Source organism: Mycobacterium sp. (genome assembly GCF_049647605.1).
In the GTDB taxonomy this organism is placed as follows: domain Bacteria; phylum Actinomycetota; class Actinomycetes; order Mycobacteriales; family Mycobacteriaceae; genus Mycobacterium.
On sequence record NZ_JBARXZ010000062.1, the window covers coordinates 1 to 23,258 of the forward strand.

A 23,258-nucleotide genomic window follows, 5' to 3' on the forward strand; every position below is an offset into this window, starting at 1 on the left:
GGACTGGACAACGTCGACGTCGACGCCGCCACCGCCCGCGGTGTGCTGGTGGTCAACGCGCCCACCTCCAACATCCACAGCGCCGCCGAGCATGCGATCGCGCTGATGCTCTCGGCGGCACGGCAGATTCCCGCCGCCGACGCGACGCTGCGTGAGCGCACCTGGAAGCGCTCGTCGTTCTCCGGTGCCGAGATCTACGGCAAGACCGTCGGAGTGGTCGGACTGGGCCGCATCGGCCAGCTGGTCGCCGCCCGCCTGGCCGCGTTCGGCACCCACATCGTCGCCTACGACCCCTATGTGTCCCAGGCGCGGGCCGCGCAGCTGGGCATCGAACTGCTGAGCCTCGACGACCTGTTGCAGCGGGCCGACTTCATCTCCGTGCACCTGCCCAAGACCCCGGAGACGGCCGGTCTGATCGGCAAGGAGGCGCTGGCCAAGACCAAGCCCGGCGTGATCATCGTCAACGCCGCCCGCGGCGGGCTGATCGACGAGCACGCACTCGCCGATGCGGTCGCCAGCGGGCACGTGCGGGGCGCCGGTCTGGACGTGTTCTCCACCGAACCGTGCACCGACAGCCCGTTGTTTGCGCTGCCGCAGGTTGTGGTGACCCCCCACCTGGGTGCCTCGACCGCCGAAGCGCAGGACCGGGCCGGCACCGACGTCGCCGCCAGCGTGAAACTGGCTTTGGCCGGTGAGTTCGTGCCGGACGCGGTGAACGTCGGTGGCGGTGTGGTCGGCGAAGAAGTTGCTCCCTGGCTCGAGATCGTGCGCAAGCTCGGCGTGCTGATCGGTGCGCTGTCCGCGGAGCTGCCGGTGTCGCTGTCCGTGCAGGTCCGCGGTGAGCTGGCCGCCGAAGAGGTCGCCGTGCTGCGGCTCTCGGCGCTGCGCGGGCTGTTCTCGGCGGTCATCGAGGATCAGGTGACATTTGTCAATGCTCCGGCGCTGGCCGCCGAGCGTGGTGTTGCCGCCGAGCTGACCACCGCCACGGAAAGCCCCAACCACCGCAGCGTCGTCGATGTGCGCGGCGTCTACGCCGACGGCTCGTCGATCAATGTCGCGGGCACACTCTCGGGCCCGCAGCAGGTCCAGAAGATCGTCGGGATCAACGGCCGCAACTTCGACCTGCGGGCCGAGGGCGTCAACCTGATCATCAACTACAGCGACCAGCCCGGTGCGCTCGGCAAGATCGGCACATTGCTCGGTGGGGCCGAGGTCAACATCGTCGCCGCGCAGCTGAGCCAGGACGCCGACGGTGAGGGCGCAACCATCATGCTGCGCCTGGATCGTGACGTGCCCGAAAACGTGCGTGCGGCCATCAGTGCCGCTGTCGACGCCCTCACCCTGGAAGTGGTTGATCTGTCATGAAACAGATGAAGTTAGCGATCATCGCCGGTGACGGCATCGGCCCCGAGGTCATCGGCGAAGCCGTGAAGGTGCTCGACACCGTGCTCCCCGGCGTCGAGAAGACCAGTTACGACTTGGGCGCCAAGCACTATCACGCCACCGGTGAGGTGATGCCGGACGGACTGGTCGACGAGCTCAAGGGTTATGACGCGATCCTGCTCGGCGCCATCGGTGACCCGTCGGTGCCCAGCGGCGTGCTCGAACGTGGCCTGTTGCTGCGGATGCGGTTCGAGCTCGACCATCACGTCAACCTGCGGCCGTCGCGGCTCTATCCCGGGGTGAACAGCCCGTTGGCGGGCAACCCCGATATCGATTTTGTGGTGGTCCGCGAGGGCACCGAAGGCCCGTACACCGGAACCGGTGGCGCCATCCGCGTCGGCACCCCGCATGAGGTCGCCACCGAGGTGAGCCTCAACACGGCGTTCGGTGTCGAGCGGGTGGTCCGGGACGCGTTCACCCGCGCCCAGCAGCGTCGTAAGCATCTGACGTTGGTGCACAAGACCAACGTGCTGACCTTCGCCGGCAGCTTGTGGTCGCGGATCGTGGCCGAAGTCGGCCAAGAGTTCGCGGACGTCGAGGTGGCCTACCAGCACGTCGACGCCGCCACCATCCATCTGGTCACCGATCCCGGCCGCTTCGACGTCATCGTCACCGACAACCTGTTCGGAGACATCGTCACCGATATCGCCGCGGCGGTGTCCGGTGGAATCGGTTTGGCCGCAAGCGGCAACATCGATGCCACCCGGACCAACCCGTCGATGTTCGAGCCGGTGCACGGCAGCGCACCCGATATCGCGGGTCAGGGCATCGCCGACCCGACGGCCGCGGTCATGTCGGTGGCATTGCTGCTCAACCACGTTGGCGAGACCGAAGCGGCCGCCCGCGTAGACCGGGCCGTCGCCGAGCATCTGGCCACTCGGGGCGACGAGAAGCTGTCGACCTCAGCCGTCGGCGACCGGATCGTGGGGAAGCTGTAACACCGGTGCCGGTGGCCGCCAGGCTCGCGACCCTGTCGAGACAGTGCTGGTGTTTTGCCATCGGGTCATCGCTGTTCGCGATCGCAACGATCCCGGAGCTCGGGCCGCCCGCGGTGGCGGCCAATGTGCTGTGCTTCATCGGTTCCTGGTTCTTCACCACCGCGGGCTGGATGCAGCTGGTGCTGTCGAACCCGGCGGCTCGCAGTGAATGGCTTTCGGCGGCAACCCAGTTCGCCGGCACCGTGCTGTTCAATGTCAGCACGGGGTCGGCGGTATGGGCGACGGCGGTCAGTACCGAGCGTCGATTCGTCTGGGCGCCGGATGCCACGGGATCGGTGGCGTTTCTGGTCAGCGGCGTGCTGGGGCTGGTGGCGTTGGGTGCCGCCGCCCAACTGCGGGACCGGGCTGCGGCGTGGACCAACATGATCGGCTGTATCGCGTTCGGGGCGTCGGCCGTCGGTGCGTTTGTGTTCAAGAGCGGGGCGGCCGAAAACGCCTCGATGGCTGATCTCGGCACGTTTGTCGGCGCGCTGTGTTTCCTGGTGGCCGCCTTGTTGGTGCTGCCGAGATTCCGGCATGCCCGGCCGGTCGCCGAACCCAGCGAGGTGTGAAAAGCCGCTCAGGTGTCGGTTTTCCGGGGGTGGGTCAGGGGATCGGCGTCGACGGGTACCAGAGGTGCGGCGGCCAGCGGGAACAGCGCGCACACCAGAAAGGCGGCGGGGAATCCGGCGACGCCGATGAGCCCGCCGAACAGTGGTGCGGACAACGCCGATGCCAGGTGCTGGCTGGTGTTCTGGGTGCCCAGGGCCCGGCCACTCCAGAACGGGCCCGCGATCTCGGCGATCGCGGTGAACGCCAACCCGTTGTCGGACACCGTGATCGCCGAGGCGACCAGCATTAACCCGATGCTCAGCGGTGAGTCCAGCCAGTCCGTCAAGGCCAACATACCCATGGTGGCGGCCGCGGCCAGCGAGATGAACCTGATGGGCCGCAGCCGTTGTCCCACGCGGTCGGACCAATAGCCCGCCGCCACCCGGCCCGCCGCGCCCAGCAGTTGGGCCACGCCGACCAGAAGCCCCGCTGCGGCGGGGGTCCAGCCGCGATCGGTGATCAACCAGACCAAGGTGAACGTCCACACGAGCGCCTGCGGTACCACCAACAGCACCGAGATCGCATGGATGCGCACCAATGTCGACGGTCCGTCCGAGCTGCGGTAGGGATTGGCGAGGTGTTCTGCCGGGGCTTGGGCGCGCGTCGGCCGGGGCGGATCCAGCACGCCGACACCGCAGAGCACGGCCGAGACCGCACAGATGGCCGCCGGAAAGAGCAGGGCAGCCGCAACGCCTTCGGAGGCTGCCAGTCGCGGGATCACCAGGGCCCCCAGCCCGGCGCCGAGCGGCACCGCGGTCTGGCGGATTCCCATCACCAGGCCCCGCTGATGTGGCGGGAACCAGCCGACGACAAGTCTTCCGCTGGCGGCATTGGAACTCGCGGCCGCAGTGCCGCCGAGGAACAGGAAGATACCTATTGCCAGAAGTGAATCGACCGATGCGGCCGCACCAGCCGCTGCGGCGGTCAATGCGGCACCCGAGGTGAGCACGATCCGTTCGCCGAGGCGGTCGACGGCATAACCCCAGGCGATCAGGGTGGTGACCATGCCGAAGCTCGGCAGCGAGGCCATCAGGCCGGCGGCAGCCAGATCGAGTCCGTGCTCGGAATGCAACGTCGGGATCATGAAGGCGACACCATTGATGAACACGTTGGTGAACATCGTGGACAGCAGCGCGAGCACCAGCATCGACCAACGGCGCACCGGGCCGATCGAAGCGCTGGACATGATCGCCATCGTGCCACGGCTATCTCAATATGCTGAACACCAATCCCGGAATATGAAACGGGTACCGTTGCGTGGTGCAACTTTTGGAGATGACGCGGGCAATGAGACGAGCGATCACGTCGGCGACGGCGTGCCTGGCTCTGGTGATGGGAACCGTGGTGATCGGCACTGCGGCGCCGGCCCAGGCGGCGGCGCCCGACTGGTCGGGCTTGGACGCCACGTCCTACAACGGACCCATCCCGGCGCCGGGGGCGTTGATCAACTCGGTGCCGTTGAATCCCGCGCTGTCGGTCAGCGGCGCGGCGCAGGCTTACCGGATCCTCTACTCGACACTCGACCAACATGATTCACCCGCAGTGAGCACGGGGGCGGTCTTCCTCCCGCGAAGTGCGCCGCCGGCCGGCGGGTGGCCGGTGGTGGCGTGGGCCCACGGCACCGTCGGCCTCGGCGACGACTGCACGCCATCGGCGAAGCCGCGCAGCCAACGCGACAACGAATATCTGACGCACTGGCTGGATCAGGGTTACGCGGTGGTTGCCACCGACTACGTGGGCCTGGGCACACCCGGTCTGATGAGCTATCTCAACAGCGTGACAACCGCACGCGGCGTCGTCGATTCCGTCATCGCCGCCCATCACCTGGATGTGCCGCTGTCACCGCAGTGGGCGGTTGTCGGCCAATCACAGGGCGGGGCAGGGGCTGTCAGCACCGCACGCTGGGCCAACGAGTTCAGCCAGGGTTCCGGCCTCGACTACCGCGGGGTGGTGGCCACGGGCACACCCGCCAACGTCCAGCGGATCGTCAAACGCGTCGGACCCGATTTCTCGATTCCCGAAGTGGCGCCGGTGGCCAACGCCTACACCGCCTACATCACCGCCGCCCTGCGGGAGGCCCGCCCGGATCTGGACCTCGACAGCGTGCTCAGCCCCACGGGCAAGAAGGCTGCCGCGCTTGGCGAGACGCTCTGCCTCGCTGCGCTCACCGACGAACTCGCCGAGCTGACACCCGCCGCGCTCTTCAGCGCCCCGCTGGAATCCATTCCGGGAATCGATGCTGCCCTGGATGCCTACATGGGGGTTCCGGTCGACGGCTACGACCGCCCGCTGTTCCTGGGTGTGGGACTTCTCGATCGTGACGTCCCTCCGAATCTGACGCTGACCTTCGCCGACGAGCTGCGTGCCGAAGGCCAGGATTTTGAGCTGCGGGTCTATCCCGACGAGGACCACAGCGGGACGGTACTGGCCTCGATGCCCGACTCGACCCCGTTCCTGGAGCGCGCCTTCGGCGCTCGCTAGCCCACCACCGGCGCCGTTGGTGGTGGCTCTAGGCTGAGCCCATGCGCTTGGGTCGAATTGCCAGTCCTGACGGTGTCGCGTTTGTCAGTATCGAAGGGGATGTCGGCTCCGGCGATGCTCCCGGGGACGCTGTGGTCCGGGAGATCGCCGAGCACCCCTTCGGTACGCCGACGTTCACCGGGCGTACCTGGCCGTTGGCCGACGTGCGGCTGCTCGCCCCGATCCTGGCCAGCAAGGTCGTGGCGATGGGCAAGAATTATGCGGCCCACGCCCAGGAGATGGGTGGTGCCGCACCGGAACAGCCGGTGATCTTCCTCAAGCCCAACACCGCGATCGTCGGCCCGAACGCGCCGATCGTGCTGCCCGCCGACGCGAATCCCGTGCATCACGAGGGGGAGTTGGCGATCGTGATCGGCCGTCCGTGCAAGGACGTGCCCGCCGCCAGGGCCGCGGAGAACATCTTGGGTTACACCATCGCCAACGATGTCTCGGCCCGGGATCAGCAGCAGCAGGACGGCCAGTGGATGCGGGCCAAGAGCCATGACACCTTCTGCCCGGTCGGGCCGTGGATCGTCACCGATCTCGACGTCTCCGACCTGGAACTGCGCACCGAGGTGAACGGGCAGGTGCGCCAACGCAGCCGAACCTCGCTGATGATCCACGATGTCGGTGCCATCGTGGAGTGGGTGTCCGCGGTGATGACGCTGCTGCCGGGCGACCTGATCTTGACCGGAACACCGGAAGGCGTCGGGCCGATCGAGGGCGGCGACACCGTGGGTATCACTGTCGAAGGTATCGGCACCCTGACAAATCCTGTTGTGCGTAAAGGGAAATGATGACCAAAGTAAGAGTCCGGTTCTGCCCGTCGCCGACGGGAACCCCGCATGTCGGGTTGGTGCGCACTGCGCTGTTCAACTGGGCCTACGCCCGTCATACCGGCGGAGACTTCGTGTTCCGCATCGAGGACACCGATGCGGCACGCGATAGCGCCGAGAGTTACGCGGCGATCCTGGATGCCCTCCGCTGGCTCGGGATGGACTGGGACGAGGGGCCCGAGATCGGTGGGCCGTATGCGCCGTACCGGCAATCCGAGCGTGGCCAGATCTACCGCGATGTGGTGGCCAAACTGCTGGAGGCCGGTGAGGTCTACGAGGCCTACTCCACCGCCGAGGAGGTGGAGGCCCGCCACGTGGCCGCGGGGCGCAATCCCAAACTCGGTTACGACAACTACGACCGCGATCTCACCGATGAGCAGCGGGCGGATTTTGTGGCCCAGGGCCGCAATCCGGTGTTGCGCCTGCGGATGCCCGACGAGGACCTGTCTTGGGATGATCTGGTCCGTGGGCCGACGACGTTCGCGGCCGGATCGGTGCCGGACTTCGCGATCACCCGCGGTAACGGTGATCCGCTGTACACCCTGGTCAATCCGGTGGACGACGCGCTGATGAAGATCACCCACGTGCTGCGCGGCGAGGACATCCTGCCGTCGACGCCACGCCAGATTGCGCTCTACCGGGCACTGATCCGCATCGGCGTCGCCGACCGGGTACCCGAGTTTGCACACCTGCCAAGTGTTCTGGGGGACGGCAACAAAAAGCTGTCCAAGCGCGATCCGCAGTCGAATCTGTTTCTGCACCGCGATCGCGGATTCCTCCCGGAAGGGCTGCTGAATTATCTGGCGCTGCTGGGATGGGGGATCGCCGACGACCACGATGTGTTCAGCCTCGAGGAGATGGTGGCTGCCTTCGATGTCCGCAACGTCAATTCCAACCCGGCCCGCTTCGACCAGAAGAAGGCCGACGCCATCAACGCCGAGCACATCCGGCTGCTGTCGCCGGAGGATTTTGCCAACCGGCTGAACGTGTTTCTCACCGACCACGGCCATGACACCGGCCTGGACGCGTCCGGTTTCGCCGAGGCCGCTGCGCTCGTCCAGACGCGCATCGTGGTGCTCGGTGACGCCTGGCCCCTCCTGCGGTTCCTCAATGACTCTGAGTTCACGCTGGACCCCAAAGCGGCGGCCAAGGAATTGGGTCCTGACGCCGCGCCGGTCCTCGACGCCGCCGTCGCCGCGCTGGAAGCGGTGGGCGAGTGGTCGACCGAGAACATCGAGGCGGCCCTGAAGGCGGCCCTGATCGACGGTCTGGAGCTCAAACCGCGTAAGGCGTTCGGCCCCATCCGGGTCGGTGTCACCGGCTCCACGATCAGCCCACCGCTGTTCGAATCACTGCAGTTGCTGGGCCGTGAACGCAGCCTGGCACGGCTGCGGGGGGTACCCCGGTAAAACAGGGTCAGAATGTTTGGTAGTCTGCTCGTCGGCCCTGAAGAGTCGGAACAGAGGACAAGATCCGCGCTGAAATCGCGGATCTAGCCTCTGACCAGCACGGATAGGTCGTATTGGGGTATGGTGTAATTGGCAACACTAGGGATTCTGATTCCCTCATTCTAGGTTCGAGTCCTGGTACCCCAGCTGGTGTCGGTGATTAGGTCAGCGCAATCCGCTGAGCTATGCTGACTCCCGGTTCGCGCGAGTTCTACTCGCCGGACCACACAGATTGGTTCTGGCCCCGTCGTCTAGCGGCCTAGGACGCCGCCCTCTCACGGCGGTAGCGTGGGTTCGAATCCCATCGGGGCTACCAATCTAGTTCTCACCTGATTCAGGCGCTCGGCGCCGTCGAGCCGGCCAGCGGCATGGCGGGCAACCCGAGCTTGCGGTGATCCCACGAACGTGTCCGAGCGGCAACGAGTCGCACCGCGACCCTCTTGTTCATCATCATCTCCACACCGGCGCGCATCTCCTCGGAGTACGGCCCGGTGTAGCGTTCCCACACGCTGACGCCCACCCGGAAGCACGTTTGTGGGTCATCGATGATCTCGGCCCGTCCTTCGAAGGACACACCGCGCAGCGTGTCGTAGGTGTCGCCGTCCTCGATCAAGAAGGTGAATCGCGAATCGCGAACCAGATTCACCGCTTTCTGCGACTTGGCCTTGGTCTCCAGCCAGATCTCGCCGTCGAGGACCGCGTACCACATGGCGACCAGGTGCGGCTGGCCGTCGGCGCCGACGGTGGCCAGAGTCCCGGTGCGGCTGGTGACAACAAAATTGGTGATCTCGTCGGCGGACATCACGATCTGTGTGCGTTGGTTGGTTCCCATTCCGTGAGTGTCGCAGAGTGGCGTTGAGCACATGTTGACAGCCCTCTCACAGGGCCGGGGGTCACAGCCTCCTGGAGAGTGCCTCCGACGCTGCGAGAAGGTCGGCGGCCCAGCGGGCGCCGGGGCGGCGCCCCATGCGGTCGATCGGGCCGGATACCGACACGGCGGCGATCACCGCGCCCTTGCCGTCCCGGACCGGTGCCGAGACGCTGGCGACCCCGGCCTCGCGTTCGGCCGCGCTCTGTGCCCAGCCCCGCTTGCGGACTTCGGCGAGTGTGCGGTCGGTGAACATCGCCGAGGGCAGCACGGCCTGCTGGGTGGCCGCATCGCTGTAGGCCAGCAGGACTTTGGCGCCGGAACCGGCGGTCATCGGCAGCCTGGTGCCGACCGGCACCGTATCTCGCAGTCCGGCAGGTGGTTCCAGGGCGGCGATGCAGATCCTGGCGGTGCCGTCACGTCGGTAGAGCTGAACGCTCTCGCCGGTGATCTCCCGTAGCCGGGGCAGTACCGCCGCACCTGCGGCCAACAGGGGGTCGCTGACCCGCGAGGACAGCTCGCTGATGGCGGGCCCGAGAATCCAACGGCCCTCGTCATCGCGAGTCAGGAGCCGGTGCACCTCCAGCCCCGCGGCCAGCCGGTGTGCGGTGGCTCGCGGTAAACCGGTGCGCTCGCAGAGATCTGCGAGGCCACACGGGGAATCGGCCACCGCGTGCAACACGCCCACCGCTTTGTCGAGAACGCCGATGCCGCTATCCTGTCTCACAGAGAGATACTAGCGTCCCGCATGTTGAGATAACCAGCCCGGTGTTTCGCAGCGCCTGCGGGGCAGAACCAAGCGAATCGAGATGTGATGGTCAACAAACAACAGCCGCGGACCATGGCCGAAAAGGTGTGGGCCGACCACGTCGTCGCCTCGGTGGCCGGCGAACCCGACTTGATTTACATCGATCTGCACCTCGTCCACGAGGTCACCAGCCCGCAAGCGTTCGACGGACTTCGACTGGCCGGCCGACCGGTACACCGTCCGGATCTGACGATCGCCACCGAAGATCACAATGTCCCGACGATCGACATCGACAAGCCGATCGCCGATCCCGTGTCGCGCACTCAGGTGGAGACGTTGCGGCGCAACTGCGCCGAGTTCGGCATCCGGTTGCACCGGATGGGTGACGCCGAGCAGGGGATCGTGCACATCATCGGACCCCAGCTCGGACTCACCCAGCCGGGTATGACGGTGGTGTGCGGCGACAGCCACACCTCGACGCACGGCGCGTTCGGATCATTGGCCATGGGAATCGGCACCTCCGAGGTCGAGCATGTGCTGGCCACGCAGACGCTGCCGTTGAAACCTTTCAAGACCATGGCGGTGAACGTCGATGGCCAACTGCCCTCGGGTGTTACGGCCAAGGACATCATCCTGGCGGTGATCGCCAAGATCGGCACCGGCGGCGGACAGGGGCACGTCATCGAATACCGCGGCAGTGCCATCAGAGCATTGTCGATGGAAGGCCGGATGACGATCTGCAACATGAGCATCGAGGCCGGGGCGCGAGCCGGCATGGTTGCGCCCGACGAGACCACGTATGAATTCTTGAAGGGACGCCCGCACGCCCCCGCAGGTGCGGACTGGGATCATGCCGTGGCCGCGTGGGACCGGTTGTGTACCGACGACGGCGCCGAATTCGACACCGAGGTCTACATCGACGCGGCGACGTTGAGCCCCTTCGTGACCTGGGGTACCAACCCCGGGCAGGGGGTGCCGCTGAGCGCCTCGGTGCCCGACCCGGAGCTGATGACCAGCGACGCCGACAAGCAGGCAGCCGAGAAGGCGTTGGCATACATGGACCTTCGGGCGGGTATGCCCATGCGGGACGTCACGGTCGACACCGTGTTCGTCGGGTCCTGCACGAATGGCCGAATCGAGGATCTGCGGGCTGCGGCCGAGGTGCTGCGCGGCCGCAAGGTGGCCGACGGGGTGCGCATGCTGGTGGTCCCCGGTTCGATGCGCGTCAAGGCGCAGGCCGAATCCGAAGGGCTGGCGGAGGTGTTCCTGGCCGCGGGCGCGGAATGGCGTCAGGCGGGCTGCTCGATGTGCTTGGGAATGAACCCGGATCAACTCGAGCCGGGGCAACGCTGTGCATCGACGTCGAACCGCAATTTCGAAGGCCGCCAGGGCAAAGGGGGCCGGACGCACCTGGTGTCGCCGGTGGTGGCGGCTGCGACGGCGGTGCGCGGCACCCTGTCCTCGCCCGCAGATCTCGATACCCCAGCCCGATAAACACCGGCCATTAGGAGTAATTCGATGGAAGCCTTTCAAACACACACCGGCATCGGGGTTCCGCTGCGCAGGTCCAATGTGGATACCGATCAGATCATTCCGGCGGTCTATCTGAAGCGGGTGACCCGAACGGGATTCGAGGACGGTTTGTTCGCCGCATGGCGAAACGATCCGAGCTTCATTCTGAATCTCAGCCCATTCGACAAGGGCTCGGTTTTGGTCGCCGGCGCCGATTTCGGCACCGGGTCTTCCCGGGAGCATGCCGTCTGGGCGCTCATGGACTACGGGTTCCGGGTCGTGATCTCGCCACGGTTTGCCGACATTTTTCGGGGCAACGCCGGCAAGGCCGGTCTGTTAGCGGCGGAAGTCACACAAGATGATGTGGAACTGCTGTGGAAGCTGATCGAGCAGAACCCTGGCCTGGAAATCACTGTGAATCTTCAAGATCGGAATATCACCGCGGCAACGGTGGTGGTGCCGTTCAGCATTGACGATTACACGGCCTGGAGATTGCTGGAAGGTCTCGACGATATAGGTCTTACGCTGCGGAAACAGGATGCCATAGCGGAATTCGAGGCGTCGCGGCCGAGCTGGAAACCGCGCACTCTGCCTGCCCTCTGAGTGGTCCGGCCACCCCGAATTCGGGGTGGCCGAGTAAGGTTTCGAAGCAGTCCAGAATCGGCGCCGAATCACCGATTACCGCCCAAGGGCAGCAACCGGATTGCCGAGATTTCCGTCAATACCGTCTGAAATTGCGCGTGGCTCTTGGAAATCAGCCTTGACAGGGTTTACCGTGTCCTCTAGTCGGTTCAGACAGGACCACAGGCTTCGGAGGATATGCATGAACAAAGCAGAGCTCATCGACGTACTCACGGAGAAGCTGGGCTCAGACCGTCGGCAAGCCACGGCTGCCGTCGAGCACGTTGTCGACACCATCGTGCGGGCAGTGCACAAGGGCGACAGCGTCACGATCACCGGCTTCGGTGTTTTCGAGCAGCGCAAGCGCGCAGCCCGTGTGGCCCGTAACCCGCGCACCGGAGAGACCGTGAAGGTCAAGCCCACGTCCGTGCCCGCGTTCCGTCCCGGTGCGCAGTTCAAGGCGGTTGTTTCTGGCGCACAGCGCCTCCCGGCCGATGGTCCCGCCGTCAAGCGCGGTGTGGTGGCCGGTCCGGCGAAGCGTGGTGCCGCCAAGAAGACCACCGCCAAGAAGGTCGCAACCAAGGCTCCGGCCCGCAAGGCCGCCACCAAGGCTGCACCGGCCAAGAAGGCCCCCGCCGCCAAGAAGGCCGCACCGGTCAAGGTCGCCGCCGCCAAGAAGGCCGCACCGGCCAAGCGGGCCACCGCAACCAAGGCTGCACCGGCCAAGAAGGCCACCGCAGTGAAGAAGACGGTCGCCACCAAGGCTCCGGCCCGCAAGGCCGCGACCAAGGCGGCTCCCGCCAAGAAGGCCGCCCCGGCCAAGAAGGCCGCTCCGGTCAAGAAGGCCGCTGCCGCCAAGGCTCCGGCCAAGAAGGCTCCGGCCAAGCGCGGACGCAAGTAAGGCGCGTTCGACACCAGCACACCAAAATACGCCGCGGGAGAAAGCTAGTCCTCCCGCGGCGTATTCATGTTCTGAGTCAGTCGACGGCCAGTGGGCTGCCGATGTGGTCGGCGGCGACCAGCCGGGCCCCTGACTCCGATCTCTCCAACGACAGCACCCAGGTGCTGCCCTTGCGATTCCGCGACTTGTCCGGCCGCACCCCGTCGCGGTCGCACCACCATTCGATGAGCCCGGGAATGACCTTGCCCTGGGTGCTTATCACTCTGGTGCCGGGTTCCTCGGCGATCTCCAGGATCCGCTGCCGTACGAGTTTGCGGTTGTCGGCATACATTTCCTCGGTGAGGATCGGCTCCTCGGTGATGCCGACGCCGAGCTCGTCGGCCAGGGGTTCGAGGGTCTGAACGCAGCGGACCCGGTCGGCGGCGTGAAGATCGGTGGCGCCGAAGGCCAGGAGCAGGCTGACCAACGATTCGGCCTGGGCCCGGCCCTGCTTGTCCAACGGCCGTTTTCGGTCGTCGCCGGAGTACCGGCTCTTGCGGCCTGCGGTGGCATGGCGCACCACCAGCACAGTCTTGGTATCGGCCGGCTGTTTGGTGAACCGGCGCAACACCTTCCGGTCGTGCGGATAGCCGAGCCGGTCGATCGCCTCGGAGACCGGCACCCAGCGCAGCTCATCCACTTCTTTGTTCGGAATGAATTCACCGGCGGTGGACTCGGCGCGGGCCGCCCAGTACCACACACGTTTGGTACCCGCTTCGATCGGATAACGAACCGACATCAGCCGTCGACCGAGGTGCGCCCGGATACCGGTCTCCTCGGCGATCTCCCGCACCGCCGTCACCGGTTCGATCTCACCCGGGTCCACCTTGCCCTTGGGTAGCGACCAATCGTCATAGCGTGGCCGGTGGATGACTGCGACCTCGACATCCGGTGTGGCGCCGAGTGGGTTCGCGGGACGCCACAGCACCGCGCCGGCGGCACGCACCATTGCGCCCGACCGGTTCGCGGTGTCGATCTCGGCATTCTTCGAGTCTTTCGACACCTGAATTACTCCTGCGAGTCAAGTCGTGCGATGTCAGGGGCTTCGGTGCTTCTCCATCAACGACACTTGATGGTCGCGCACCGACTGCCCCTCATTGGGTTTGGCGGTCCAGTGACCATCGGCTCCGAGTTCCCAGCACCTGGTGGCGGGATCCATCGTCGACTCGAACATGTCGTCCAGGCGGGCGGTCAGTCGCGGATCCTTCACCTGGGCCATCACTTCGACCCGGCGGTCGAGATTGCGATGCATCATGTCGGCGCTGCCGATCCAGAACTCGTTGGTGGCGCGGAAATGAATAATTCGGGAGTGCTCCAGGAAACGGCCGAGGATCGATCGCACCACGATGTTCTCGGAGAAACCCGGTACCCCTGGCCGTAGCGCACAGATGCCACGCACCACGACTTCGACGCGAACCCCGGCCTGCGACGCTCGGTACAACGCGTCGATCACCTGTTCGTCGACGAGTGCGTTGGCCTTCAACCGGATCCGCGCTTCGGCACCGTCGGCGGCCGCGGCGGCCTCGCGCTCGATCCGCTCGATGATGCCCTTGCGGACCCCGTGCGGTGCCACCAGCAGGTTGCGGTAACTGACCTTTCGTGAGTACCCGGTCAGCGAATTGAACAAGTCGGTCAGGTCGGCGCCGATGTCGGGAGAGGCGGTCAACAAGCCGACGTCTTCGTACAGGCGAGCTGTTTTCGGGTTGTAGTTGCCGGTACCGATATGGCAGTACCGGCGGATGGTCGAGCCCTCCCGGCGAACAACCAACGCGGTCTTGCAGTGGGTCTTGAGTCCGATGAGCCCGTAAACGACGTGCACACCGGCCTTCTCCAGTGCGCGGGCCCACTTGATGTTGGCCTGCTCGTCGAATCTGGCCTTGATCTCGACCAGCGCGACCACTTGCTTACCGGCTTCGGCGGCGTCGATCAGAGCGTTGACGATCGGAGAGTCACCTGAGGTGCGGTACAGGGTCTGCTTGATCGCCAGCACATTCGGGTCGGCGGCTGCCTGCTCGATGAAACGCTGCACCGTGGTGGAGAACGAATCGTAGGGGTGGTGCACCATCACGTCACCGTCACGCAGTGTCGAGAAGATGCTCTTCGGAGTCTCCCGCTCACCGAAGGCAGGCGGCGTCGCGGGTACGAAGGCGCGGTCCTTGAGCGCGGGGCGATCCACCCCGTAGATCTGCCACAGTGACGACAGATCCAACAGGCCGGGAACCTCGATGACGTCATTGGGGGCGACGTCGAGTTCGCGCAGCAGTAGCTCGAGCATGTTCTCGGTCATGTCGTCGGCGACCTCGAGCCGGACCGGAGACCCGAACCGGCGCCGGGCCAGTTCCCGTTCGAGTGCTTGGAGGAGATCTTCGTCACGATCTTCCTCGACCTCGAAATCGGCGTTCCTGGTGATCCGGAACGCGTGGTGCTCGACGATCTCCAAGCCGGGAAACAGCACGTTGAGGAACGCGGCGATCAATTCCTCCATGGGCAGGAATCGCACCGCGCTCCTGGTGCCGTTGCTGCCCTCGCCGTGGCGACCGTCGAGTTCGACAAAACGGTCGACGTTGTCAGGCACCTTGATTCGGGCGAAGTGCTGGGTCCCGTCCTCGGGTTGGCGCACGGTGATCGCGAGGTTGAGGCTGAGTCCGCTGACAAACGGGAACGGGTGTGCCGGGTCGACGGCGAGCGGGGTCAGTACCGGGAACACCTGCTCGTGGAAATACGTGGACAGCCGCGACTTCTCGGCCTCGTCGAGATCGGCCCAGTTCACCACGAGGATGCCCTCTTCGGCCAGTGCCGGACGGACCGAATCCAGGAACACTCTCGCGTGCCTGCTGGCAATCTGCTGTGTGCGTTCCCCGATGTGGCGCAGCTGTTCCCGGGGTGAGAGCCCGTCGGCTGATCGCACCGAGAGTCCCATCTCGTCGCGGCGTTTCAGCCCGGCGACGCGCACCATGTAGAACTCGTCGAGGTTGGAGGAGAAGATCGCCAGGAACTTGGCCCGCTCCAACAGTGGCAGTGACGGGTCGGCGGCCAGCGCCAACACCCTGGCGTTGAAATCGAGCCAGCTCAGCTCGCGGTTGAGGTAGCGATCCTCCGGTAGCGCGTTGTCCGCGGCGGCGGCGGTCGCCGCGGGCGGAACTTCGGGCACCGAGTCACCGGAGACCCAGCCGTTGGACTCGGCGCGGTCGTCGGGTTTGGCGTCGTCGATCTGCGGGGCGTCGGTCACGGTGTCGATCATTCCTCATCGTGGTGGTGGTCGCTAGCTCCTTGGGTGCTCTGGTCGGCCGCCGAGCTGGTGGCCGGACCCACACCCAATTTCTGCGCGGTCGTCAGATCGGCGGGGGTGTCGATATCGCACCGCAACCCCGGCCAGCCGCCGATCAACTCGACTGCGCCCGAATTTCGGTGCAACGCAGCGGAATCGGCACCGAATCGGGGATTGAGAGGAACTCCCAGCGCAAACAGGGCCGCCGTGCCGCTACCGTGATGGTCGGCGACGAAACTGCGTGGGTACCGGCGGGCCTGCGTGAGGGCATCGGTCAGTTCCTCCGGCCGCAGCGCTGGTAGATCTCCTTGTAGGACAACAATGTTCGGAGTCGATCGGGAGACGGCCGCCTCGGCGGCCAGGAGCGCGTTGTTCAGCGGGTCGAGGTGCCCGTCCGCGGTAGGGTCCGCCAGTGTCTGCGCACCGAGCGCGGCAGCGGCGGCGGCCGCGGCCGCATCCGGAGTCACCACGGTGATCGACTCCACCCCGGGTGACTTCACCGCGGCCGATATGGTGTCGAGCAGCATGGCCAGGACCAGCTTCTCACGGGTGGCAGCAGCGAATGCCGGCGCCAGCCGTGTCTTGGCGGCGCTGATTCGTTTGACTGCGATGATCAGCCCAACACGGGCCGTGCCATCCGACTGCGTGTCGGTCATGTGGTTCATCCTGCCAGCGCCGCTCGCTACGCTGACGCTGGGTAGATGCTTGACCGTCGACGCTTGCACTGAGGGGTTCTGACGAACGTATGACCAGCACGGTGGGTATCGCAACGGTGATGGGCGCGGGCGCCTGGGGCACGGCACTGGCCAAGGTGCTGGCGGATGCGGGAAGTGAGGTGCGGATCTGGGCTCGGCGAGAGGCCGTCGCCGACGAGATCAACCGGTTCCGGCGCAATTCCCGGTACACCGGAGACGTCGAACTGCCGACGGCGATCAGCGCGACGACCGACGCGGCCGAGGCCCTGAGCGGGGTCACCACGGTGCTGCTGGCCACCCCTTCGCAGCAGTTACGGCCCAGCCTGAGTGGGTGGGCGCCGCTGCTGACACCCGGTGCAACGCTGGTCAGCACCGCCAAAGGGATCGAATTGGGCACCCTGATGCGGATGAGTCAGGTCATCACTGCGGTGACCGGCGCCGATCCCACACAGGTGGCGGTGCTGTCCGGGCCCAATCTGGCTGCCGAGATCGCCGTCGAACAACCTGCCGCCACCGTGATCGCCTGCCTGGACTCGGGCCGTGCGGTGGCACTGCAGCGCGCGTTGAACACCGGGTACTTCCGGCCGTACACCAACACCGATGTGATCGGCACGGAAATCGGTGGGGCGTGCAAGAACGTCATCGCGCTCGCGTGCGGGATGGCCGCGGGGGTCGGACTCGGTGAGAACACCGCCGCGGCGATCATCACCCGCGGGCTCGCGGAAACCATGCGGCTGGGTGTTGCGCTCGGCGCCAAGGAGACCACTCTGGCCGGTCTTGCCGGGGTGGGTGATCTGGTGGCCACCTGTTCGTCGCCGCGCTCGCGCAACCGCGCTTTCGGTGAACGGCTCGGCCGCGGGCAGACACTCGAGCAGGCTCAACTGGCCGGTGGGGGCCACGTCGCCGAAGGGGTCACCTCGTGTGAATCGGTGCTGGCGTTGGCATCGAGTTATGACGTCGAAATGCCGCTGACCGATGCGGTACACCGGGTCTGTCATCGAGGCCTGTCGGTGGACGAGGCGATACTGCTGTTGTTGGGACGTAGCACCAAACCGGAGTGAGGGCAGTGGCAGATTCATACGGCGCGTCCACCCGCAGCCTGAAAGCGGCCTCTTCGCAGTCGGTTCCGGGGCAGCCGGTGGCTCCGTCGCCGGTGCTCGCGGCCACCTATCATCTGGCGGACCACCGCAGCGCCGAGGGGGCGGGGCTCGACTTCTACGGCCGCGCAACCAATCCCAGCTGGCGCCAAGTGGAGTCGGCGTTGGCTGACCTCGAAGGTGCCGCGCGGGCGCTGGTGTTCGGTTCCGGGATGGCCGCCGTCACCGCGGCGCTGCGGGTCCTCCTGCGGCCCGGCTCGGTACTCGTCGTCCCCGCCGACGGCTACTACCAGGTTCGCGCATATGCGGCGGAATATCTTGTGCCGCTTGGTGTCACGGTGATCGAAGCCGGCTGGGAAACCATCTGCGACGCCGCCGGGCAGGCCGACGTGGTTTTCGCAGAGACGCCCACAAATCCGGGATTGGATGTCGTCGATCTGGCCCGTCTGGCATCGATCTGCCGGCACCGGGGCGCCACCCTGGTGGTCGACAACACCACGGCAACACCGCTGGGGCAGCAGCCGCTGGCGCTGGGCGCCGACCTGGTGGTGGCCAGCGCCACCAAAGCCCTGTCCGGGCACAGCGACCTGCTGGCCGGTTACGTCACGGGCAACAATCCCGAGCTGATGGCCGCCGTCGAGCGGGAACGGACCCTGGCCGGCGGGATCCTCGGCGCGTTCGAGGCGTGGCTGCTGTTGCGCAGCCTCGGCAGTGCCGGATTGCGCCACGAACGCCAATGTCACAACGCCCTGGCGCTGGCGACCGCGCTGCACGGCCATCCCGCGGTGCGGTCGGTGCGCTACCCGGGCTTGCCCGGTGATCCGGCCCACCGGGTGGCCGCCGCGCAGATGCAGCGCTTCGGGGGACTGGTGTCGGTGGAGCTGGCCGATGCGATCGCCGCGGACGAACTGGTGCGTCGCAGTGACCTGCTGGTGGCGGCGACAAGTTTCGGGGGCCTGCACACCGCGGTGGACCGCAGGGCGCGGTGGGGTGATTCGGTGAGTCCGGGATTTGTGCGGATCTCCCTGGGGATCGAGGACACCGAGGACATCGTCTCCGATGTCCTCGCCGCGCTGGCTCGGTGATCTCAGATCGCCCGCCGGGATGTGGGGGCGGTAGCCTCTCTAGGTTGTGACTGCCCGCTCCCACCCATCGGATCGCATCCGTGTCGCCGTCGTCTTCGGCGGGCGCAGCAGCGAGCACGCCATTTCATGCGTCTCTGCTGGAAGCATTCTGCGTAATCTCGACCCGGACAGGTACCTTGCCGTCCCGGTGGGGATCACCCCCGACGGTTCGTGGGTGCTCAGTGATGCCACCCCGGACAGCCTGGCGATCGCCGGCGGAAAACTGCCCGAGGTGACCGACGGGTCCGGGCAGGCGCTGGCGCTGTCGGCCGATCCGCGGCGCAGCGGCGAATTGGTGTCGCTGGGCCAAGGTGCGGGGGACGTCCTGGCGTCCGTCGACGTGGTGTTCCCGGTGCTGCACGGCCCCTACGGCGAAGACGGCACCATCCAGGGGCTGCTCGAACTCGCCGGAGTGCCCTACGTGGGCGCCGGGGTGCTCGCCAGCGCCGCGGGGATGGACAAGGAGTTCACCAAGAAGCTGCTGGCCGCCGAAGGGCTGCCGATCGGCGATCAGGTGGTGCTGCGGGCCCATCGACCGATGCTGGAACCGGAAGAGCAGGAACGACTCGGATTGCCGGTGTTCGTCAAGCCGGCCCGCGGCGGCTCCTCGATCGGTGTGAGCCGGGTGACATCGTGGGATCAGCTGCCGGAAGCGATAGCCGAAGCCCGCAAGCACGACCCCAAGGTGATCGTCGAGGCCGCCGTGGTGGGGCGTGAACTCGAATGCGGTGTGCTGGAGATGCCGGACGGCCGGATCGAGGCCAGCATCGTCGGCGAGATCCGGGTTGCCGGGGTGCGCGGTCGGGAAGACGGCTTCTACGACTTCACCACCAAATACCTCGACGACGCCGCCGAACTCGATGTGCCCGCCAAGATCGACGATGACGTCGCCGACGAGATCCGGCAGCTGGCGATCCGCGCCTTCAACGCCATCGACTGTCAGGGCCTGGCCCGGGTGGACTTCTTCCTCACCGATACCGGCCCGGTACTCAACGAGATCAACACCATGCCCGGATTCACCACTATTTCGATGTATCCGCGGATGTGGGCCGCCAGCGGAGTGGACTACCCGACATTGCTGGCCGCGATGGTGGACACTGCGCTGGCCCGGGGGACCGGGCTGCGCTGAGCACGGTTACCGCGGCGAGCCCGGATCGAGTTCCTCGGCGGGCAACGTCTTGGTGATGGCCGCCGACAACATCTGGATGGCGGTGGGGCCGGAGCCGGCCGGCAAGGTCAGTGCGACGTACACCGGTCGGTCGACGGCGAACCATGTGGTGAGGGTGCCGCTGGGGTCGGTGACCCGGAACCACTGCACCGCGTCGACCGCCTGCAGCGGTGCGCCGACCACAAAGTCGAGAGGGCGGTCCAGGCCGCAGCGCAGGATCACCGGCTCGCCACCGGGTTCGGCCTGCCAGGCGGCGGCGCCGGCCGGGACGGGCTCGACGGCAACGGCTCGCCGATAGTCACCGAGTTGATCGGGCAGGGCGGCGAGAAGCCGCTCGCAGTCCGGACTCTCGGCTTGTGGCGCGGGCGCGGCAGCGATCGCCACCGGTGTGGGTTCGGCGGTGCGGGTGGCTGCGATGGCGAGTACGGCCACCACGGCGGCAACTGCGATCGCCACCCCGGCGATCAGGATCCCGCGAGGCGGGCCGTCGTGGTCGGTGGATGCGATCGGATCGTGGGTGTCGGTCATCAGATTCAGTGCGGGGCTCCGGCGATGGGACAGGTCAGGGTGCGGGTGATTCCCTCGATACCCTGCACGGTGCTCACCGTCCGGTGGACGGCGGCCGTGGCGGCCTCGCCGGTGGCGGCGGCGGGGTCGGTGCGGATCCGGACGATCACGTCATAGGGGCCGGTCACATACTCCGACGACAGCACACCGGGCAGCGCAGCGATCTGCTTGGCGACCACCTCGGCGCGGCCCACCTCGGTCTGGATCAGCATGAACGCCTCGGCCACCCGGTACTCTCCCTGTCTCGATGTGGACTCAACGTACCCCAGGCGGGGCAGGCGTTCAGGTCGGGCGGAAGGCGGGACGGACCATGGCCGATCAGCAGGAGCCGACACTGGCCGAAGTCGGTGAGTTTGCCGTCATCGACCGGCTGACGGCCGGGCGTCCGTACCCGGACAGCGTGCTGGTGGGCCCCGGTGATGACGGGGCGGTGCTTGTCGTTCCCGATGGGCGTCTGGTGGTGTCCACCGACATGCTGGTGCAGGACAGACACTTTCGCTTCGACTGGTCGACTCCGCATGACGTGGGCCGGAAGGCGATCGCGCAGAACGCCGCCGACATCGAAGCCATGGGGGCCCGAGTCACCGGGTTTGTCACCGCCATCGGCGCCCCGCCGGACGCGCCGGCGCACTGGGCGATCGAGCTCACCGACGGGATGTGGGTCGAAGCCGGGTTGGCGGGCGCGCCGATCATCGGTGGCGATCTTGTGGCCAGCCCGCACTGGGTGGTGTCGGTCACGGTGTTCGGTGACCTCGAGGGGCGCCCACCGGTGGTCCGCACCGGTGCACGCCCAGGCGAGGTGGTGGCGGTGGCGGGCGAACCCGGGGTGTCGGCGGCGGGTTATGCGTTGTGCTCGGCCGGTGTGGACGACTTCGCCGAGGTGCGTGGTCGTCATCTCGTTCCGAAACCCCCGTACGGGCAGGGGTCGGCGGCGGCGCGGGCGGGTGCGTCGGCGATGACCGACACCTCCGACGGTTTGGCCGCCGATCTACGGCACATCGCGGACGGCTCAGGTGTGGTGATCGACTTGTCGGGGGCCGCGCTGGAGGCTTTCTGGCGGCCACTGGCCGCCGTGGCGGCGGCAACGGGGGCAGACCCGCGGGACTTTGTGCTCGGCGGCGGGGAAGACCACGCCCTGGTGGCGTGTTTTCCGGCTGACGTGCCACCCGGCTGGCGGGTGATCGGCGCCGTGGCCGCCGGTGCGGCAGGGGTACTCGTGGACGGCCGGGCCTGGTCCGGGTCCACGGGCTGGGAGTCGTTCCGGGGCGATTGCTAGGTTGTCGGACGTGACGGCGCGCCCTTTGAACGAACTCGTTGACGATGGTTGGGCCCGGGCGCTGGCACCGGTTGCCGAGCAGATCACCCAGATGGGGGAGTTTCTCAGAACCGAGATCGCCGATGGCCGTGGCTATCTGCCTGCCGGATCCAATGTGTTGCGGGCGTTCACATTTCCTTTTGACGCGGTGCGGGTGCTGATCGTCGGGCAGGACCCGTATCCGACCCCGGGCCACGCCATCGGGCTCAGCTTCTCGGTGGCCCCGGATGTTCGTCCGCTGCCGCGCAGCCTGTCCAACATCTTCACCGAGTACACCGCCGACCTCGATTACCCGCGACCGTCGTGCGGTGACCTGAGCCCGTGGTCGGAGCAAGGCGTCATGTTGCTCAACCGTGTACTCACGGTGCAGCCGGGGACGCCGGCGTCACATCGTGGGAAGGGTTGGGAAGCGGTGACCGAGTGCGCGATCCGCGCCTTGGTGCAGCGGTCCACGCCGCTGGTGGCGATATTGTGGGGGCGCGATGCGGCGACCCTGAAACCGATGCTCGGTCAACAGTGTGTGGCCATCGAATCGCCGCATCCGTCGCCGCTGTCGGCGTCCCGGGGTTTCTTCGGGTCGCGTCCGTTCAGTCGGGCCAATGCAGCATTGGCCGAGCGCGGGGCCGAGCCGATCGACTGGCGTCTGCCCTGAGGTTGATTGCCCTGAGACAGAGTCATACCGCCTGAACATGGATGTTCAGGCGGTATGACTTACAGGTGTCAGCCCTGCTTGATGACCTTGCCGGCCTTGATGCAGGAAGTGCAGGCGTTGATGCGCTTCTTGTTGCCGCCCGGACGGGTCACGGCATTGACGGACTGTACGTTCGGATCCCAGCGACGACTGGTCCGGCGATGAGAGTGCGACACCGACTTTCCGAAGCCGGGGCCTTTCCCGCAGATATCGCACACGGCAGCCATGTAGAACTCCTCATCCAAGAAATCGACTACTGGGGCCAGCAACCGCGGTGCGGGTGACCCGACAACCCGACCAGAATACCGGTCTTCGCGATGATCACCAAAACGCTGTGCACAGCCGCGCCCGGGGGACCGGTGTTCGACGCCCCACGTCGGTGGTTCTGACTAGGCTAGCGCCCGCACGCGCTGGCGGCGGGGGTAGGAGGCAGTGATGGCGGATCGTCGACTCGACGGCGCCGCTCTGCTGTCGTGGGCACACGCCTCCGTCGGCGACCTGATCACCCACGCCGACGAGATCAACCGCCTCAACGTGTTCCCCGTCGCGGACGCCGACACCGGCACCAACATGCTGTTCACGATGCGGGCGGCGCTGGCGGCGGCCACCGCGCCGGCGATCGATCCCGTAGGCGTGGCCGAGGTGGCGGCCGGGCTGGCTCGGGGCGCGGCCCACGGCGCCAGGGGCAACTCCGGGATGATCCTGTCGCAGATCCTGCGCGGCCTTGCCGATGTCACGGTCGCGCAGGACACCGTCACCGAACTCGACGCCCGGTTGCTGGCGTCGTGGTTGCGACATGCTGTCGGGC

24 protein-coding genes and 2 tRNA genes are annotated in these 23,258 nt (G+C 66.7%); 17 read left to right on the forward strand and 9 right to left on the reverse strand.

The genetic code is table 11. From position 1 onward, the window contains the following. The 3 genes from serA to WBB07_RS08195 all read left to right on the forward strand — a co-directional run. Window positions 1–1,365: phosphoglycerate dehydrogenase (serA, locus tag WBB07_RS08185; RefSeq protein ID WP_526306492.1), on the forward strand; the 1,365-nt coding region annotated here is incomplete at its 5' end. Between the two features lie 5 nt (window positions 1,366–1,370). Continuing rightward, complete coding sequence (locus WBB07_RS08190) at window positions 1,371–2,381, forward strand: 3-isopropylmalate dehydrogenase (protein WP_526306494.1); 1,011 nt, start codon at window positions 1,371–1,373, stop codon at window positions 2,379–2,381. 11 nt (window positions 2,382–2,392) lie between these two features. Beyond that, window positions 2,393–2,992 carry a hypothetical protein gene (locus tag WBB07_RS08195; protein ID WP_526306496.1) on the forward strand — a complete coding sequence of 200 codons (600 nt, stop codon included), beginning with the start codon at window positions 2,393–2,395 and terminating at the stop codon, window positions 2,990–2,992. Window positions 2,993–3,000: 8 nt separating this feature from the next. Here the strand turns inward: WBB07_RS08195 and WBB07_RS08200 are convergent, their stop codons facing one another. Continuing rightward, window positions 3,001–4,218: an MFS transporter gene (locus WBB07_RS08200; RefSeq protein WP_526306498.1), complete on the reverse strand. Its 1,218-nt coding sequence runs from the start codon at window positions 4,216–4,218 to the stop codon at window positions 3,001–3,003. 101 nt (window positions 4,219–4,319) lie between these two features. Between WBB07_RS08200 and WBB07_RS08205 the strand changes: the two genes are divergently transcribed. From WBB07_RS08205 to WBB07_RS08225, 5 genes are all read left to right on the forward strand, one after another. Next, entirely contained in the window at window positions 4,320–5,513 is a 1,194-nt protein-coding gene (locus WBB07_RS08205; protein ID WP_526306500.1) for an alpha/beta hydrolase family protein, read from the forward strand. Window positions 5,514–5,554: 41 nt separating this feature from the next. Then, window positions 5,555–6,349 carry a fumarylacetoacetate hydrolase family protein gene (locus WBB07_RS08210; protein WP_526306502.1) on the forward strand — a complete coding sequence of 265 codons (795 nt, stop codon included), beginning with the start codon at window positions 5,555–5,557 and terminating at the stop codon, window positions 6,347–6,349. Continuing rightward, complete coding sequence (gene gltX, locus WBB07_RS08215) at window positions 6,346–7,797, forward strand: glutamate--tRNA ligase (protein WP_526306504.1); 1,452 nt, start codon at window positions 6,346–6,348, stop codon at window positions 7,795–7,797. Before WBB07_RS08210 ends, gltX begins: the two co-directional genes overlap by 4 nt. A 114-nt stretch (window positions 7,798–7,911) precedes the next feature. Then, window positions 7,912–7,983 (forward strand) — tRNA-Gln (locus WBB07_RS08220). 93 nt (window positions 7,984–8,076) lie between these two features. Further along, window positions 8,077–8,152: transfer RNA gene (locus WBB07_RS08225), tRNA-Glu, on the forward strand. A gap of 18 nt (window positions 8,153–8,170) precedes the next feature. On the opposite strand, the gene WBB07_RS08230 is transcribed toward WBB07_RS08225, so the two are convergent. Both WBB07_RS08230 and WBB07_RS08235 read right to left on the reverse strand, forming a co-directional pair. Beyond that, complete coding sequence (locus WBB07_RS08230) at window positions 8,171–8,668, reverse strand: pyridoxamine 5'-phosphate oxidase family protein (RefSeq protein WP_526306506.1); 498 nt, start codon at window positions 8,666–8,668, stop codon at window positions 8,171–8,173. 61 nt (window positions 8,669–8,729) lie between these two features. Then, complete coding sequence (locus WBB07_RS08235) at window positions 8,730–9,431, reverse strand: IclR family transcriptional regulator (RefSeq protein WP_526306508.1); 702 nt, start codon at window positions 9,429–9,431, stop codon at window positions 8,730–8,732. Window positions 9,432–9,518: 87 nt separating this feature from the next. Between WBB07_RS08235 and leuC the strand changes: the two genes are divergently transcribed. The 3 genes from leuC (at window position 9,519) to WBB07_RS08250 (ending at window position 12,486) form a co-directional block, all read left to right on the forward strand. Continuing rightward, window positions 9,519–10,946, forward strand: coding sequence for a 3-isopropylmalate dehydratase large subunit (gene leuC, locus WBB07_RS08240; RefSeq protein ID WP_526306510.1), 1,428 nt, complete (start codon window positions 9,519–9,521; stop codon window positions 10,944–10,946). A 24-nt stretch (window positions 10,947–10,970) separates the two neighbouring features. After that, window positions 10,971–11,567, forward strand: coding sequence for a 3-isopropylmalate dehydratase small subunit (gene leuD, locus WBB07_RS08245; protein ID WP_526306512.1), 597 nt, complete (start codon window positions 10,971–10,973; stop codon window positions 11,565–11,567). 220 nt (window positions 11,568–11,787) lie between these two features. Beyond that, the gene (locus WBB07_RS08250) at window positions 11,788–12,486 is read left to right on the forward strand and encodes an HU family DNA-binding protein (RefSeq protein ID WP_526306514.1); all 699 of its coding nucleotides are present in this window, start codon (window positions 11,788–11,790) and stop codon (window positions 12,484–12,486) included. A 76-nt stretch (window positions 12,487–12,562) separates the two neighbouring features. Here the strand turns inward: WBB07_RS08250 and mutT1 are convergent, their stop codons facing one another. From mutT1 to cofC, 3 genes are all read right to left on the reverse strand, one after another. After that, window positions 12,563–13,474, reverse strand: a complete 912-nt coding sequence (gene mutT1 / locus WBB07_RS08255; protein ID WP_526306536.1) for an 8-oxo-(d)GTP phosphatase MutT1 — start codon at window positions 13,472–13,474, stop codon at window positions 12,563–12,565. Between the two features lie 87 nt (window positions 13,475–13,561). Beyond that, window positions 13,562–15,766, reverse strand: a complete 2,205-nt coding sequence (locus WBB07_RS08260; RefSeq protein ID WP_526306516.1) for an RNA degradosome polyphosphate kinase — start codon at window positions 15,764–15,766, stop codon at window positions 13,562–13,564. Beyond that, window positions 15,763–16,449, reverse strand: coding sequence for a 2-phospho-L-lactate guanylyltransferase (gene cofC, locus WBB07_RS08265; protein ID WP_526306518.1), 687 nt, complete (start codon window positions 16,447–16,449; stop codon window positions 15,763–15,765). The genes WBB07_RS08260 and cofC overlap by 4 nt, the downstream gene beginning before the upstream one ends. An 89-nt stretch (window positions 16,450–16,538) precedes the next feature. Here cofC and WBB07_RS08270 point away from each other — a divergent pair, with 89 nt between their 5' ends. Genes WBB07_RS08270 through WBB07_RS08280 form a run of 3 tightly spaced genes read left to right on the forward strand, consistent with a single transcriptional unit; the run spans window position 16,539 to window position 19,838 of the window. After that, window positions 16,539–17,549 (forward strand): NAD(P)H-dependent glycerol-3-phosphate dehydrogenase, encoded by a 1,011-nt coding sequence (locus WBB07_RS08270; RefSeq protein ID WP_526306520.1) that lies wholly within the window; start codon window positions 16,539–16,541, stop codon window positions 17,547–17,549. 5 nt (window positions 17,550–17,554) lie between these two features. Then, window positions 17,555–18,670, forward strand: coding sequence for a cystathionine gamma-lyase (locus WBB07_RS08275; RefSeq protein ID WP_526306522.1), 1,116 nt, complete (start codon window positions 17,555–17,557; stop codon window positions 18,668–18,670). Window positions 18,671–18,716: 46 nt separating this feature from the next. After that, window positions 18,717–19,838 (forward strand): D-alanine--D-alanine ligase family protein, encoded by a 1,122-nt coding sequence (locus WBB07_RS08280; protein ID WP_526306524.1) that lies wholly within the window; start codon window positions 18,717–18,719, stop codon window positions 19,836–19,838. Window positions 19,839–19,844: 6 nt separating this feature from the next. Here the strand turns inward: WBB07_RS08280 and WBB07_RS08285 are convergent, their stop codons facing one another. Together WBB07_RS08285 and WBB07_RS08290 are read right to left on the reverse strand one after the other, a co-directional pair. Then, window positions 19,845–20,405, reverse strand: a complete 561-nt coding sequence (locus tag WBB07_RS08285) for a DUF3515 family protein (RefSeq protein ID WP_526306526.1) — start codon at window positions 20,403–20,405, stop codon at window positions 19,845–19,847. Between the two features lie 5 nt (window positions 20,406–20,410). After that, window positions 20,411–20,671 carry an Lrp/AsnC ligand binding domain-containing protein gene (locus tag WBB07_RS08290; RefSeq protein ID WP_526306528.1) on the reverse strand — a complete coding sequence of 87 codons (261 nt, stop codon included), beginning with the start codon at window positions 20,669–20,671 and terminating at the stop codon, window positions 20,411–20,413. Window positions 20,672–20,754: 83 nt separating this feature from the next. Between WBB07_RS08290 and WBB07_RS08295 the strand changes: the two genes are divergently transcribed. Then, window positions 20,755–21,720, forward strand: a complete 966-nt coding sequence (locus WBB07_RS08295; RefSeq protein WP_526306530.1) for a thiamine-phosphate kinase — start codon at window positions 20,755–20,757, stop codon at window positions 21,718–21,720. 10 nt (window positions 21,721–21,730) lie between these two features. Beyond that, a complete protein-coding gene (locus WBB07_RS08300; protein WP_526306532.1) occupies window positions 21,731–22,411 on the forward strand; it encodes a uracil-DNA glycosylase in 681 nt (226 codons plus the stop codon). A 68-nt stretch (window positions 22,412–22,479) separates the two neighbouring features. Here WBB07_RS08300 and rpmB read toward each other — a convergent pair whose 3' ends face one another. Then, window positions 22,480–22,677, reverse strand: coding sequence for a 50S ribosomal protein L28 (gene rpmB / locus WBB07_RS08305; RefSeq protein WP_083740673.1), 198 nt, complete (start codon window positions 22,675–22,677; stop codon window positions 22,480–22,482). Window positions 22,678–22,885: 208 nt separating this feature from the next. Here rpmB and WBB07_RS08310 point away from each other — a divergent pair. Beyond that, on the forward strand, window positions 22,886–23,258 hold a 373-nt coding region (locus WBB07_RS08310), incomplete at its 3' end, for a DAK2 domain-containing protein (protein ID WP_526306534.1).